The following is a 14,492-nucleotide window of genomic DNA, read 5'->3' on the forward strand; positions in this document are numbered from 1 at the left end:
GTCGGCAGCGCGGACGCAGTGCCGACGTTGACACTGGCGTCAGTCAACGATTTGTTAAGCTCTCTGGCCTGCTCGCGAATCTTGTGTTCCCTGCATGTCTTTCCCGCTGGAAATCCTGCTTGCGCTGCCGTTCCTGATGGCCGCCGCCGCTGCGCTGTCCTGGCGCGCGCGCCGTTCAATCACTGCGTGGTTGGCCGCGGCCGCGCCGTTGGCCGGATTGTTGGTGCTCGCCTCGCTGACGCCGGCGGTGCTGCGCGGGCAGGTGATCGCCAGCGCGCATGCATGGTTGCCGCAGATCGGCTTGCTGTTCTCGCTGCGGCTCGATGGCCTGGCCTGGATGTTTGCGCTGCTGGTGCTGGGGATCGGCGCGCTGGTGGTGATGTACGCGCATTACTACCTCAGCGCGCGCGACAGCGCATCGCGCTTTTTTGCCTATCTGCTGCTGTTCATGGGCGCGATGCTCGGCATGGTGCTGTCGGGCAATCTGTTGCTGCTGATGGTGTTCTGGGAACTCACCAGCATCAGTTCCTTCCTGCTGATCGGCTTCTGGTCGCAGCGCCGGGATGCGCGCGAAGGCGCGCGCATGGCCTTCGTGCTCACCGCCGGCGGCGGGCTCGCCCTGCTCGGCGGGGTGCTGATGATCGGCCGCATCGTCGGCAGTTTCCAGCTGGACGCGGTGCTGGCCGCCGGCGATGTCATCCGCGCCAGCCCGCTGTATCCGTACGCGCTGGGCCTGGTGCTGCTGGGCATCTTCACCAAGAGCGCGCAGTTTCCGTTCCATTTCTGGCTGCCGCATGCCATGGCTGCGCCCACCCCGGTGTCGGCGTATCTGCATTCGGCCACGATGGTGAAGGCCGGCGTCTTCCTGCTGGCGCGCCTGCATCCGGCGCTGGCCGGCACCGATCTGTTCTTCTACACGGTCACCAGCATCGGGGCGATCACGCTGTTGCTGGGCGCGTGGCACGCGATCTTCCAGCACGATCTCAAGGGCGTGCTGGCGTATTCGACCATTTCGCATCTGGGCCTGATCACCATGCTGTTCGGCCTGTCCACGCCGATGGCGGTGGTGGCGGGGGTGTTCCACATCCTCAACCACGCGGTGTTCAAGGCTTCGTTGTTCATGGCCGCCGGCATCATCGACCATGAAACCGGCACGCGCGACATGCGCAAGCTGGGCAATCTGCGCCGCTTGATGCCCTTCACCAGCGCGCTGGCGATCACCGCCTCGCTGGCCATGGCCGGCATTCCGCTGCTCAACGGTTTCCTGTCGAAGGAGATGTTCTTCGCCGTGGCGCTGGAGACCGATGCACCGCAGCTGATGCGCGTGCTCGCCAGCATCGCCGCGCTGCTGGCCGGCCTGCTCGGCGTGGCCTACAGCCTGCGCTTCGTCCACGACACCTTCTTCGGCGATGGCCCGCTGGATCTGGACACCACCCCGCACGAGCCGCCGCGCTGGATGAAGATTCCAGTGGAAGTGCTGGTGCTCATCTGCGTGGCCGTCGGCATCGTGCCGGCATGGACGGTGGCACCGGTGCTGCGTGTCGGCGCCGGCGCCATCCTGGGCGACAGGTTGCCCGACTACAGCCTGGCGCTGTGGCACGGCTTCAACTGGCCGCTGGCGATGAGCATCGCCGGCATGGTCGGCGGCACGCTGCTGTACATGGCGATCCGCCGCACGCTGGACCTGTATGCGGTGCAGAACCGTTCGCCCGGCAAGGCGCTGTTCCACTGGAACCTGCGCGCCCTGTTCGCGGCCACCGCACGCATGACCGACGCGGTGACCAACGGCAACCTGCAACGCATGCTGATGCTGCTGGTCCTGAGCGCGGTGGTGGTGGCGCTGCTGCCGTTCCTGCAGGGCGGCGCGCTGCCGGCCTGGCCGGCGCCCACGCCGATGCCGCTGCTGGGCTGGACGGTATGGCTGCTGTTGATCGCCTGCGCGCTGGGCAGCGTATTCCTGTACAGGCAGCGCCTGCTGGCGGTGCTGGTGCTGGGCGGTACCGGCCTGGCGGTCAGCCTGACCTTCGTGTTCCTGTCGGCTCCGGACCTGGCACTGACCCAGCTGCTGGTGGAAATGGTGACGCTGGTGCTGATGCTGCTGGCGATGAACTATCTGCCCGAGCGGTCGCCGCCCGAGCGCGCGCGGCTGCGCAAGATCCGCGATATCTGCCTGGCGGTGGTCGGCGGTGCCGGCCTGGCGGCGCTGTCGTATACCTTGATGACGCAGGCCAGCCCCACCATGGCCGGCGAGCTGCTGCAGCGCGCCTTGCCCGAGGCATACGGGCGCAATGTGGTGAACGTGATCCTGGTGGATTTCCGCGGCTTCGACACCTTCGGCGAGATCACCGTATTCGCCATCGCCGGGCTGGTGGTGCACGGGCTGTTGCGGCGCTCGCGCATGGCGCCGGAACGCACCATGCCGGGGCCACCGATCAAGCTGCCGGTGCCGGCCGATCTGGCGCAGATCATGTTCCCGCTGACGCTGACGGTGTCGTTGTTCCTGTTCCTGCGCGGCCACAACGCGCCGGGTGGCGGCTTCATCGCCGGTCTGGTGCTGGCGGTGCCGTTGCTGATGCAGTACGTGATCCAGGGCACCGCCTCGGTGGAGTCGCGCTTCGGCTTCGACTACATCCGGCTGATCGGCATCGGCCTGCTGTGCGCGCTGGTCAGCGGTGCGGGTGCGTTTGTGTTCGGGCGCCCCTTCCTGACCAGTGGGCACCTCGATCTTGCGGTGCCGCTGCTGGGCGAGCTGGAGCTCGCCAGCGCGCTGGGGTTCGATATCGGCGTGTATCTGGTGGTGTTCGGTGCGGCGATGTTGATGCTGTCGATGATGGGCACGATCAAACCGTCTCGCACGCGCGCCTCGCAGCGCGGCGAAATCGATCCCACCCAACGTTCGACACGCACCGCGGAGCAGCATTGATGGAACTGGCAGTGGCAAGCGCGATCGGCGTCCTCACCGCATTGGCGATCTATCTGCTGCTGCGTGCGCGCAGCTTCGATGTGATCCTGGGCATGACCTTCCTGTCGTATGCGACCAACCTGCTGATCTTTGCCGGTGGGCGGCTGCGCAGCGGCCAGCCGCCGGTGCTGCGCGAGGGCGTGCCGGTGGATCTGCAGCACTACACCGACCCGTTGCCGCAGGCCCTGGTGCTGACCGCGATCGTGATCGCCTTCGCAATGACCGCGGTGAGCCTGGTGCTGGCGATCCGCAGCCGCAACGACAACGGCAGCGATCACGTGGACGCGCATGAAGATGACATCAGCGGCGCCGACACGCGGCAGGCGCGGCGATGAATCATTTGCTGATCCTGCCGATCCTGATCCCGATGCTGGGCGCGTCGGCGTCGCTGTTCGTCGAACACCGTCGCTACGGGCCGCGCGTGCAGCGCAGCGTGGCGTGGACCAGCATGGCGGTGCTGGCGGCAGCGGTGATCGCGCTGTTCGCGCGTGCCGCCGAGGGTGGCGTGCTGGTCTACCTGCTCGGCGACTGGCCGGCGCGGCTGGGCATCGTGCTGATGGGCGACCGGCTCTCGGCATGGATGCTGTTGACGAGCCTGATCCTGGGCGCGGCCTGCCTGCTGCATGCCTGCGCCGGCTGGGATCGGCGCGCACCGCACTTCCATGCCCTGTTCCAGTTCCAGCTGATGGGCTTGAACGGGGCCTTCCTCACCGGCGACATCTTCAACCTGTTCGTGTTCTTCGAGGTGATGCTGATCGCCTCCTACGGGCTGCTGCTCAGCGGCGGGCGCGGCCTGCAGATGCGGGTGGGCCTGCATTACGTGGTGTTCAACGTGTGTGCGTCGACGCTGTTCTTGGTTGCGCTGGGCTTGCTGTTCGGCGTGTTCGGCACCCTCAACATGGCCGAACTGTCGCAACGCATCGCCGAGCTGCCGGCGCAGGACGTACCGCTGGCCAAGGCCGCATTGGGCTTGTTGCTGCTGGTGTTCTGCAGCAAGGCGGCGCTGTTGCCGCTGTATCTGTGGCTGCCGGAAACCTATTCGCGCGCACCGGCCGCAGTGGCGGCGCTGTTCGCGATCATGACCAAGGTCGGGCTGTATGCGACCTTGCGCGTGTCGGCGCTGTGGTTTGGCGCCGGTGCCGGCGCGCTGCAGGGCTTTGGTCGGCATGCCCTGCTGTGGCTGGGCATCGCCACGCTGTTGATGGCGGCGTTCGGGGTGATGGCCGCATCGCGGCTGCGAGTGATGGTGTCCTACCTGGTGGTGTTTTCGGCAGCGACCTTGTTCATCGCGTTTTCGCTGGACGATGCGGGCGCGCTCGGCGCCGGCCTGTACTACCTGCCGCACAGCAGCTTCGTGGCGGCAGCCTTGTTCATGGTCTCGGACCTGATCCGGCGCCGCCGTGGCAACGCCAGCGACCGCAAGGAAGTGGTGGCGCCACTACCCGGGCGGGCGATCCCCGGCAGCATGTTCCTGATCGCCGCGGTCGCAGTGGCCGGCCTGCCGCCCTTGTCCGGCTTCCTGGCCAAGGCCGCCTTGCTGCAGCACGTGCCCGCCGGCCTGGTGGGCCCGGTGTGGGGCGCGGTGCTGGGCAGCAGCCTGCTGGTGGTGATCGGATTGACGCGCGCCGGCGTGCGCCTGTTCTGGCGCGTGCCCGCCGCGGTGGAGGATGCGCCCGAGCTGCAACCGCCGCGCCGTGGCCGCATGCGCCCGGTGGAAACCGCCGCCACGGTCGTGCTGCTGACCGGGCTGGTGGCGATGACGGTCGGCGCCGAGCCGCTGATGCGCTACACCGATGCCGCCGCCGCGCAGTTGCGCGATCCCGGCGCCTACGTCGAGCAAGTGCGCGCCACCACCCCGCTACGGAGGCAGCCATGAACGCACGGGTTTCATGGCGACGCCGGCTGTTTCCCTCTGCACCGCTGAGCGTGACGGTCTTCGTGTTCTGGCTGCTGCTCAGCGACAGCTTCGGGCCGCAGCAATGGGCGCTGGGTGCGCTGCTGGGCGTGGTGGTGCCACTGTTCGCGGCGCGGCTGGACCGCGAGTTCGCGCGCATCGGTTCGTTGCGCTCGGTGCCGCGCATGCTGCTGGTGGCGGCCGGCGACATCGTACGATCCAACATCAAGGTCGCCATCCAGGTGCTCGGGCCGGAATCGCGCATCCATCCCGGATTTATCTGGGTGCCGCTGGATATCGCCAACATCCATGGCATTGCCGCGCTGACCAGCATGATCACGCTCACGCCGGGCACGGTGTCCGCAGCGTTGTCGGACGACCGCAAGTACCTGCTGGTGCACGTACTGCATCTGGACGACCCGGACGCGCTGATCGCCGAGATCAAGACCCGCTACGAGAAGCCCCTGATGGAGATCTTTCCATGACCGGTCACATGTTCATCGAATCGACCATCGTCATCTGCATGCATGCGGTGGGGCTGGCCATCGTGATGGCGCTGTGGCGCCTGTTGCGCGGCCCCACGGTGCCCGACCGCATCCTGGCACTGGATACGCTGTCCATCACCGCCATCGCAGAGTTGATGCTGTTGGGCATGTACCTGGATTCGCCCATCTACTTCGAAGCGGCGCTGGTGATTGCGATGCTGGGTTTCGGCAGCACCGTGGTGCTGAGCAAGTTCGTGCTGCGCCGGGATATCGTCGAATGATCGCGCTCACCGAATATCTGCTCAGCGCGCTGTTGCTGATCGGCACCTTCTTCATCCTGATCGGTGCCTTCGGGCTGGTGAAGCTGTCGGATTTCTTCAAGCGCCTGCATGCACCGACCAAGGCCAGTACGCTGGGCGTGGGCTGCGTGCTGCTCGCTTCGGTGGGTTACCACCTGTTCCTGGGCGTGGACCCGCAGCCGCGCGAATTGCTGATCACCGTGTTCCTGTTCATTACCGCGCCGATCAGTGCGCACATGATGGCCAAGGCTGCGCTGTCGCTGATGATGGAAGATCGCCCGGAAGTACCCAACCACGGCCAGATGAAGAAGGAAGGTCTGCCAACACCGGCGGCCGAGGGCGATATCGGCGAGAACGAAGAGACCGCACGAGAGCATGAGCGCCCGTCTTCGGGGCAATGAACCCACGCGGCGGTGTGCTGCGAGCGCGCTGCATAGTCGATCGCATGCGATGCATGGTTGCAGGGGTCCAGCTCACGCCATCCTACAGCTCGCTACACGTGGCGAGATTGCAAGCGCAGCACTGGCATGCAAGCGCTGCGATGACGGCGACACTCAGCCGCACCCCTCCACATAATCCACCTGCGGCGCCTGCCCTACCCGCCAGCTGCTGACCTTGCCCTCGGCATCGGTCTCGAACACCAGCGCCGACTGGGTGGCAGCGTCGGCGTGCCGCAGCGTCTGCGCGCCGGGCACATATTTGTGTGGCTGCGCCTGCAGACCATCGGGGTACAGTGCGCGCAGCCGGTCCAGCGTCATGCCGACCTTGCCGCCGCCAGGCGCCACTTCCTTCGGCTCGCTGGTCTGGTAGCGGACCAGGCGATCGCCTTCGAACATGAAACCGAATTGGCGCGCATCGTCTGCCCACTGCGGGCGCAACAGATAGCAGCCGCCATCGTTGGCCGCATCGCCGCGCAGGTCGCCACCCCAGGCTGCGCGCGCTTGCGCAGCGTCCTGGCCCAGGCGCAGGTCGCCGTAGCCATCCATGCGCGCCAGCGTGGTCGGCTGCTGCCGCAGATCGGGCGGAAACGTGCCGGCCGGCGCCGTGGCCGGTGGCACCGCGCCGGTGGGCTGATCGCTGGCCGAGGCGGGCTGCGCAGCGGCGGATGCGGGCGCCGCTGGCGGCTCATCGGCGCGATCGCAGCCGGCCACGACCAGCATCAGGCCCATCACGCCAAGCAGTCTGGATGTCATCGAAGCGCTCCCTTATGCGAACGTGAAGCCTACACAGCCGGGATCGCGGCGGTGTGCAGGCCGCCATGACATCGCGTCGCACCGATGTCATCGGCGCTTCATTGGCAGCGGTCACCCTGTCGGCTTCGCAGGACCGCCGCCATGACCCCACGCAAGACCGAACTCGCCCTTGCCGCGCTGCAATCGCACCGTAGTCCGCTGACCCTGCTGCAACGCCGTGCCCTGATCCTCGCCGACGGGCAGCGCGATCTGGCCGCGCTGACAGCGCTGCTGGGAAACGCGGGCGGTACGCTGGTGCAGACGCTGTGCGCGATGGGCTATCTGGAACCCGCTGGAGGCGATGCGAGCGATGCAAGACGCGGCAGCGCGCCCATTGCGGCAGTGGCGCCGGCTGCAGCAGCTCCGGCCACGGTGCAGGCGCCACCGGAGCCAGCCAGCGAGGACGACCTGCAGCGCCTGCGTCGTCGCGCAACCACCAATGCCCGGCTCTATCTGCTGGACATCCTGCAGTTGCAACGCAATCCGGTGGCCGTAGTGCTGCACCGGCAACTGCAGGCCGCACGCGCCGAAGACGCGATCGCCACCGCGATCAATGCGGCTCTGCGTGAGCTGCCGCAGTTCACCTCGCCCTCGTATGCCGAGCGCGTGCGCACGCGCATCGGCGAGCTGCTGCCGGACACGTTACAGGCCGCGTGAGGCAGCAGGCGCAGGTCGCTGATGATCGCGCCCCGCGCGCTGGCATCGCTCGGCTGCGGTAGCGAGGCAGTGTCGTGTCCATGATCGGCGGCGACGCACCGCCGTCGCCGATACCGACACTCTGGCACACCCGCGCCATGCGACAGCACGCGCCGGCAGTGTGCAACTGTGGTGCGTCGCTGGCTGGAGTGTCGCCCTTGGTCGTTCAGTCTGCCTAGCCGATTGCCGGCGCCTTGAACCCGGCACGCAAACCCTCCCAGCAGCGCTGATAGTCGGCCTGTCGATGCGTGGCCTGCAGTGCCTGCTGGGTGGGCCGCAGCACGGCGCGGGTTTCGAACATGAAGGCCATGGTGTCGACGATGACGTCCGGGCGCGACAGATCGGCCTGCGAGGCCTTGTCGAAGGTCGCTGCGTCCGGGCCGTGCCCGCTCATGCAGTTGTGCAGCGACGCGCCGCCCGGCGCGAACCCCTCGGCCTTGGCGTCGTAGACGCCGTGCACCAGGCCCATGAACTCGCTGGCCACATTGCGATGGAACCACGGCGGGCGGAAGGTGTGCTGCGCCACCAGCCAGCGCGGCGGGAAGATCGCAAAATCCATGTTGGCGGTGCCGTGCGTGTCGCTGGGCGAGGTCAGCACGGTGAAGATGCTGGGATCGGGATGGTCGAAGCTGATCGAGCCGATGGTGTTGAAGCGGCGCAGATCGTAGCGATACGGCGCGTAGTTGCCGTGCCAGGCCACCACGTCCAGCGGCGAGTGATCGATGTCCGCCCGCCACAGATGGCCCTGGAACTTGGCGACCAGCTCGAACGCACCGTCGCGCTGCTCGAACGCCGCATGCGGGGTCTCGAAGTCACGCGGATTGGCCAGGCCATTGGCACCGATCGGCCCCAGATCCGGCAGCCGTAGCAGGCCGCCGAAGTTTTCGCAGACATAGCCACGCGCTTGGCCATCGAGCAGTTCCACCCGGAACCGCACACCGCGCGGTATCACGCCGATCTGCTGCGGCTCCAGGTCGAGCACGCCCAGTTCGGTGCAGACCCGCAGCCGGCCGAGCTGCGGCACCAGCAGCAACTCGCCATCGGCGCTGTAGAAGAACCGTTCGTGCATGGACGCGTTGGCCGCATACAGATGCACCGCCACGCCGCTCATCGCCTCCGGGCTGCCGTTGCCGGCCATGGTGTACAGGCCATCGACGAAATCGGTGGGCGTGACCGGCAGCGGCAGCGGACTCCAGCGCATCTGGTCCGGCGGCACCGGGCCGCTGCCGAAGTCGTTGTGGCATCGGGAGTGATCGATCAGCGAGAAGCGGCCATGCACCGCTGCCGGACGGATGCGGTACAGCCAGCTGCGTCGGTTCGACCCGCGCGGTGCGGTGAAGGCGGTGCCGGACAACTGCTCGGCGTACAGGCCATGGGCCACGCGCTGCGGGGAGTTCTGCCCGAGCGGCAGTGTGCCTGCCACCGCTTCGGTGGCGAACTCGTTGCCGAAGCCGGTCATGTAGGAAGTCTGGTCATGCATGGGCGTGGGCTCTTCGGTTGTGGCACCACCGTTGCAGGGAGGTGCGATATTGGAGAAGCGCAATGCTCAAGCCCCTCTCCCACCGGGAGAGGGGTTGGGGTGAGGGTACGGCGGCGCGACTATCGTGGAGATCGCCTCAACCACAGCATCCAGCGACAGCAGTACATCGTTATTCCAGAAGCGCAGCACGATCCAGCCTTTCGATTGAAGCCACCGCGTTCTTGCCTGATCGAAGGATGCCTGATGTTGCGATCCGTCCAACTCAACAATCAACTTGGCTTCAATGCAACAAAAATCTGCGATGTACGGCGGAATCGGATGCTGCCTTCGGAACTTGAAGCCTTTGAGCTGATTCCCACGCAGACGGCGCCATAGCGCACGCTCTGCGTCGGTCATGTCGCGACGCAATGCGCGTGCGTGGGCGAGTGCACTCGTGGGTAACGGCGGTTTGATTTTCATCGCTCCACCGTACCCTCACCCCAACCCCTCTCCCGTCGGGAGAGGGGCTTTATTCGCGTGCTCTTTCAGCGTTTCATCGCGTCAGACATCTGGCGCGCAAGCAGTGCCTTCTGGATCACGGAGGATTGACTTCCGCGCTGAGTTTTCGCAACACATGCTTTCAGAGATAGCGCATCGCTCAGTTCCTGTCCGTCCAACCACTCGCACCAATCACCAATCACAACGCACCGCTTTAGAACCAATCCCGAATAACCAATCCCCAATCCCAGCCCTCAAAGCACCCCACGCTTGATCTGGTCGCGCTCGATGCTTTCGAACAGCGCCTGGAAGTTGCCTTCGCCGAAGCCCTCGTTGCCCTTGCGCTGGATGATCTCGAAGAAGATCGGGCCGATGCAGTTGGTGGTGAAGATCTGCAGCAGCTTGCGCTGCTTGGTGTCCGGGTCGGCGTCGATCAGGATCTTGTTGCGGCGCAGGCGCTCGACATCTTCGCCGTGCTCGGGGATGCGCAGGTCCACCACGTCGAAATACGTATCCGGGGTATCCAGGAAGCTGACGCCGGCCGCGCGCATCTTTTCCACGCTGGTGTAGATGTCGTCGGTGAAGCAGGCGATGTGCTGGATGCCTTCGCCCTGGTAGGCGTCCAGATACTCGTTGATCTGGCTCTTGGGGTCGGAGGATTCGTTGAGCGGAATGCGCACGATGCCGTCCGGGGCGGTCATCGCCTTGGACACCAGCCCGGTCTTGGCACCCTTGATATCGAAGTAGCGGATCTCGCGGAAGTTGAACAGCCGCTCGTAGTAATCGGACCAACGCTGCATGTTGCCGAAATACAGGTTGTGGGTGAGGTGGTCGATGAAGGTCAGCCCGAAGCCGGCCGGGTGCTGGTCGGCGCCTTCGATGGGCGCGTAGTCGGCGTCGTAGATGCTGCCGGCCTCGCCATAGCGGTCCACCAGATACAGCATGCAGTCGCCGATGCCCTTGACCACCGGCGCCGGCACCGCGCGGGTGTCGGGCTTGTTCTGCACCGCTTCGCCGCCGTTGCCCAGCACGGTCTGCAGCACGGTCTCGGCCGGGGTGCGGAAGCGGATCGCAAACCCGCAGGCGCAGGGGCCATGCGCGGCGGCGAAGTCGGCAGCGAACGAATCGGGATCTTCGTTGAGCAGGAAATTGACCCCGCCCTGCCGATAGACGGTGATGGCGCGGCTGCGGTGACGCAGCACCGCGGTGAAGCCCATCTGGCGAAAATAGTCGTGCAGCTGCGCCCCCTGGCCGGCCGGTGCGGCAAATTCGACGAATTCGAACCCGTCGATCCCCATCGGATTGTCGAAGGTGGTGACCTGCATGCCCGGGTCGGGCCGGTGTGCAGTGGTGTTCGGTTGTGCGCTCATCGTCGTTTCTCCACGCTGGGGTGTCCGCAGGGCTATGCGGAGTGGCAGAAGACCCGCGAGAATGCGCAGGCCACCCTCGGTTTGTAGTTGCAAATGAAACCAAAATCAAGTCACAGCGCAACATGAGCGATCTCGACGCCCCCCCGCCGCCGCACCACCCTGTCCTGCTCAACCTGGAGCAGTTCCTTCCGTATCGCCTGAGCGTGCTGTCCAACCGGATCAGCAGCAATATCGCCAAGGTATACGGCGACCGTTACGGCATGGCGATTCCCGAATGGCGGGTGATCACCATCCTGGCGCTGTATCCGGGCTCATCGGCCAGCGAGGTCTCCGATCGCACGGCGATGGACAAGGTGGCGGTCAGCCGCGCGGTGGCCCGGCTGCTGGAGCGCGGCTTCATCCGCCGCGAGACGCATGGCGACGACCGTCGCCGTTCGATGCTGGCGCTGTCGCCGGCCGGGCGCCAGGTCTACGAGACCGTCGCCCCGCTGGTCAACGAGATGGAACAACGGTTGATGTCGGTCTTCAGCGCCGAAGAGCAACAGGTGCTGGAACGCCTGATCGACAGGCTGGCCAAGGACGGGCTGCCGCGCATGGCCGACAAGGACTGACGGAACGCGCAGCGCCCCCCGTCCGCCCTGCGGGGCAGTCTTCCGCAGGCGGGGAAAGGTAGCGAAGAAGCGAGCGAAGCATTACGCAACCGGACGCATTCTGCTTTTCAGCGCGCGGCAGAAGGCGGTGAAACGCCCCCCATCCGCCCTGCGGGCACCTTCCCCCGCACGCGGGGGAAGGAAGCGAAAAAGCGAGCGAAGCATTACGCAACCGGGCGCATTCTGCTTTCCGGCGCGCGGCAGAAATGGGAAAACGCCCCCCATCCGCCCTTCGGGCACCTTCCCCCGCAGGCGGGGGAAGGAAGCGAAGAAGCGAGCGAACCATTACGCAACCGAGCGCATTCTGCTTTTGTGCGCGACGGCTGCACTCCCTTCTCCCACCCAGAACAATGCGCAACCGACCACACTCCCTTCTCCCGCGTGCGGGAGAAGGTGGCGCAACGCGCCGGATGAGGGCTGCCTTTGACGCGGCAAACAGACGCACCCACCGGCCCGGCCACCTGCTCACACGCACGCAGGCCGCGCCTTGGTCTCACTCAGGCCTGCGGCGGGGCCCACTGCTTGAGGAAGTCGAACAGCTTCTTGCGGTCGAAGCCTTCGCCCTTGCGCAGCTCCGGGCCGGCCTGGGTGGTCAGCAGCTTGCCGTCGTTGTCCAGCACCAGCAGCGAGGGATACTCGTTGAGCTGGGCGAACTGCGCCAAAAACGCGGTGTTTTCGTTGGCGGCGTCGCGGTTGACCTTGACCACCACGAAGTTCGCATCGCGGAAGCTGCGCAGCTCCGCATCGCCCCCCATCACCTCGTCCAGCGCCTTGCATGGCTCGCAGGCGGCGTTGCCGACATTGAGCACGATGCGCTTGCCACCGCGCTTGGCTTCGACCTTGGCCGTTTCCAGGTCCGCCGCCGGATCGCGCGAAGGGTCGTATTGCGCGTTGAGCGCGGCGGCCGCGGCGATGTCGGCGGCGGTTGGCGTGTTGCCCGAAGACACCGGCTGGCTGGGATCGGCGCTGGGCGGCTTCTGCATCGAGGTATCCAGCGGCCGTGGCGCTTGCTGTTGCTCGGAAGGCTGCCCGCAGGCGCTCAACAGGCCGGTCAGCAGCAGGCCACAGACAAGCGGTTTGATCGGCATCGCTCTTCTCCTCACTTCACACCATGCATGAGTTTGTTGATCAGCGGCGCGATCAGGAACAACAGCGCGCCAGCGCCCACCAAGGCCCAGAACCCGAAGGTATACCCGCCCAGCGCCGAGGACACGCTCATGCCTTCGTTCCCGCTGACATGGCCGGCGAAGATCCCCGACAGATTGTTGCCGATGCCGGTGGACAGGAACCAGCCGCCCATGCCGAAACCGACCAGGCGCACCGGCGCCAGCTTGGTCACCATCGACAGACCGATCGGCGACAGGCACAGCTCGCCCACCGACTGGATCACGTAGACCATGAACAAGGTCCAGAACGGGATCTTGCCGGCGTCGTCGACCAGGCTGGACAAGGCAAACATCAGCAGCAGGAAGGCCAGGCCATTGAACAACAGGCCCAGGCCGAACTTGCGCGGAATCGACGGATTGAAGCGGCCGGACTTGACCCAGATCCAGGCCACGACCGGAGCCAGCGCGATGATGGCGATCGAGTTGACCGACTGGAACCAGGCGGTCGGGAAGGTCCAGCCGCCGAGATCGCGGTTGACGATGTTGTCGGCCAGGAAGGTGAACGAGCTGCCGGCCTGTTCGAAGAACATCCAGAACAACACGTTGAACGCGAAGATGATCAGCATCGCGATCACCTTGTCGCGCTGCACCTTGCCTTCGCGGATGCCCTCGACCAGCAGCATCACCGACAGGCCGATGAACAGCACGGTCAGCACGATCTGCAACACGTCCGCACCCACGGCGAGCAGGAAGTACACGCCCGGAATCGCCAGCAGGCAGCCCACCAGCACCATCAGCACGCGGCCCAGGCCCTGCGCCCCCGGCGCCGGCGCGCCGATGCCCTTGAGCTGGACGCGACCGAACCAGAACCACACCAGGCTGATCAGCATGCCCACGCCGGAGGCCATGAACACCATCTTGTAGGACGGCATCGCTTCGGTGCCGAACACCTTTTCGGCCAGCAGCTGGGTCAGCACCGGCGAGATCATCGCGCCCAGGTTGATGCCCATGTAGAAGATGGTGAAGCCGCTGTCGCGGCGCGGATCGGCCACCGAGTACAGCTTGCCCACCATGGTGGAGATGTTGGGCTTGAACAGCCCGTTGCCGACCACCACGGTGGCCAGGCCGATCTCGAACATGGTCTGGTCGGGAATGGCGATCAGGAACAGGCCGGTGGCCATCACCGCCGCGCCGACCAGGATCGAACGCTGGTAGCCGAGCACGCGGTCGGCCACATAGCCGCCGAAGATCGCCGCCGCATACACCAGCGCCAGGTAGGCGCCGTAGGTGCGCCCCGCCGGCGCCTGCCCGGTGGCGTCGCCGCTGAAGAACTGCGCCACGATGTACAGCACCAGCGCCCAGCGAATGCCGTAGAACGCGAAGCGTTCCCAGAATTCGGTCATGAACAGCAACCACAGCGGCCGTGGATGGCCCAGCAGCGTGGGGAACTCGGGAGGCGCAGGCGGCTGCGGCGGTTTGGAGGCGGATGTCGGCGCGGCAGCGTCAACGCTCATAGGGATCCCTTGCGTATTCAGTAATGGCTGGGGCACCAGGGCGAACCCCGGGGCGACGCGCGAGGATCACTTAGACGTCATGTACGCGTCAAATTCGCCGGAGTCGGCGGCTTGATGACGGTAGAGGGGAAGTGCGGGTTTTTGTTGGGGATTGGGGATTGGGGGTTGGGGTCGGGGGTCGGGGGTTGCATGAGTCCTGAGCTGGCTTGCCGGCAGACCAAGGATGACGCTGCCCTTCCGCATGCCCGGCGTCTGGCCCCGGCCCGCACACGACCGGCAGGCTGCCGGACACGATTCAACCTCTGCACCGCCTCCCTTCTCCCGTCG

Annotated in this window: 14 protein-coding genes; 8 read left to right on the forward strand and 6 right to left on the reverse strand. The window is 66.1% G+C overall.

The genetic code is table 11. From position 1 onward, the window contains the following. Positions 1–94: 94 nt before the first annotated feature. The 6 genes from ACCQ05_RS19250 to ACCQ05_RS19275 are packed head-to-tail and all read left to right on the forward strand — an operon-like array spanning position 95 to position 6,041. Positions 95–2,923, forward strand: a complete 2,829-nt coding sequence (locus tag ACCQ05_RS19250; protein WP_372392136.1) for a monovalent cation/H+ antiporter subunit A — start codon at positions 95–97, stop codon at positions 2,921–2,923. Next, positions 2,923–3,297 carry a Na+/H+ antiporter subunit C gene (locus ACCQ05_RS19255; protein ID WP_372392138.1) on the forward strand — a complete coding sequence of 125 codons (375 nt, stop codon included), beginning with the start codon at positions 2,923–2,925 and terminating at the stop codon, positions 3,295–3,297. The genes ACCQ05_RS19250 and ACCQ05_RS19255 overlap by 1 nt, the downstream gene beginning before the upstream one ends. Next, positions 3,294–4,838, forward strand: a complete 1,545-nt coding sequence (locus ACCQ05_RS19260; protein ID WP_372392139.1) for a monovalent cation/H+ antiporter subunit D — start codon at positions 3,294–3,296, stop codon at positions 4,836–4,838. Before ACCQ05_RS19255 ends, ACCQ05_RS19260 begins: the two co-directional genes overlap by 4 nt. Then, positions 4,835–5,341 carry a Na+/H+ antiporter subunit E gene (locus tag ACCQ05_RS19265; protein WP_228964884.1) on the forward strand — a complete coding sequence of 169 codons (507 nt, stop codon included), beginning with the start codon at positions 4,835–4,837 and terminating at the stop codon, positions 5,339–5,341. Before ACCQ05_RS19260 ends, ACCQ05_RS19265 begins: the two co-directional genes overlap by 4 nt. Then, a complete protein-coding gene (locus ACCQ05_RS19270) occupies positions 5,338–5,622 on the forward strand; it encodes a K+/H+ antiporter subunit F (RefSeq protein ID WP_228964885.1) in 285 nt (94 codons plus the stop codon). The genes ACCQ05_RS19265 and ACCQ05_RS19270 overlap by 4 nt, the downstream gene beginning before the upstream one ends. After that, positions 5,619–6,041: a Na+/H+ antiporter subunit G gene (locus tag ACCQ05_RS19275; RefSeq protein ID WP_228964886.1), complete on the forward strand. Its 423-nt coding sequence runs from the start codon at positions 5,619–5,621 to the stop codon at positions 6,039–6,041. The genes ACCQ05_RS19270 and ACCQ05_RS19275 overlap by 4 nt, the downstream gene beginning before the upstream one ends. Before the next feature lie 153 nt (positions 6,042–6,194). On the opposite strand, the gene ACCQ05_RS19280 is transcribed toward ACCQ05_RS19275, so the two are convergent. Continuing rightward, a complete protein-coding gene (locus ACCQ05_RS19280; protein ID WP_372394189.1) occupies positions 6,195–6,809 on the reverse strand; it encodes a lectin in 615 nt (204 codons plus the stop codon). 165 nt (positions 6,810–6,974) lie between these two features. Between ACCQ05_RS19280 and ACCQ05_RS19285 the strand changes: the two genes are divergently transcribed. After that, on the forward strand, positions 6,975–7,529 hold the full coding sequence (locus ACCQ05_RS19285; RefSeq protein WP_372392141.1) for a hypothetical protein: 555 nt from the start codon (positions 6,975–6,977) through the stop codon (positions 7,527–7,529). A gap of 214 nt (positions 7,530–7,743) precedes the next feature. On the opposite strand, the gene hmgA is transcribed toward ACCQ05_RS19285, so the two are convergent. The 3 genes from hmgA to hppD all read right to left on the reverse strand — a co-directional run bounded on the left by hmgA (position 7,744) and on the right by hppD (position 10,895). Then, a complete protein-coding gene (gene hmgA / locus ACCQ05_RS19290) occupies positions 7,744–9,048 on the reverse strand; it encodes a homogentisate 1,2-dioxygenase (RefSeq protein WP_372392143.1) in 1,305 nt (434 codons plus the stop codon). A 66-nt stretch (positions 9,049–9,114) separates the two neighbouring features. Continuing rightward, on the reverse strand, positions 9,115–9,507 hold the full coding sequence (locus tag ACCQ05_RS19295; protein ID WP_372392144.1) for an endonuclease domain-containing protein: 393 nt from the start codon (positions 9,505–9,507) through the stop codon (positions 9,115–9,117). 272 nt (positions 9,508–9,779) lie between these two features. Further along, positions 9,780–10,895 (reverse strand): 4-hydroxyphenylpyruvate dioxygenase, encoded by a 1,116-nt coding sequence (hppD, locus tag ACCQ05_RS19300; RefSeq protein ID WP_372392145.1) that lies wholly within the window; start codon positions 10,893–10,895, stop codon positions 9,780–9,782. 122 nt (positions 10,896–11,017) lie between these two features. Between hppD and ACCQ05_RS19305 the strand changes: the two genes are divergently transcribed. Next, positions 11,018–11,506: a MarR family winged helix-turn-helix transcriptional regulator gene (locus ACCQ05_RS19305; RefSeq protein ID WP_228964891.1), complete on the forward strand. Its 489-nt coding sequence runs from the start codon at positions 11,018–11,020 to the stop codon at positions 11,504–11,506. Between the two features lie 536 nt (positions 11,507–12,042). Here the strand turns inward: ACCQ05_RS19305 and ACCQ05_RS19310 are convergent. Continuing rightward, positions 12,043–12,633: a thioredoxin family protein gene (locus ACCQ05_RS19310; protein ID WP_228964892.1), complete on the reverse strand. Its 591-nt coding sequence runs from the start codon at positions 12,631–12,633 to the stop codon at positions 12,043–12,045. A gap of 11 nt (positions 12,634–12,644) precedes the next feature. Beyond that, a complete protein-coding gene (locus ACCQ05_RS19315) occupies positions 12,645–14,165 on the reverse strand; it encodes a peptide MFS transporter (protein ID WP_372392146.1) in 1,521 nt (506 codons plus the stop codon). Positions 14,166–14,492 lie beyond the last annotated feature (327 nt).

Origin of the sequence: Xanthomonas sp. NCPPB 3582 (genome assembly GCF_041475735.2) — a bacterium.
GTDB lineage: Bacteria > Pseudomonadota > Gammaproteobacteria > Xanthomonadales > Xanthomonadaceae > Xanthomonas > Xanthomonas codiaei.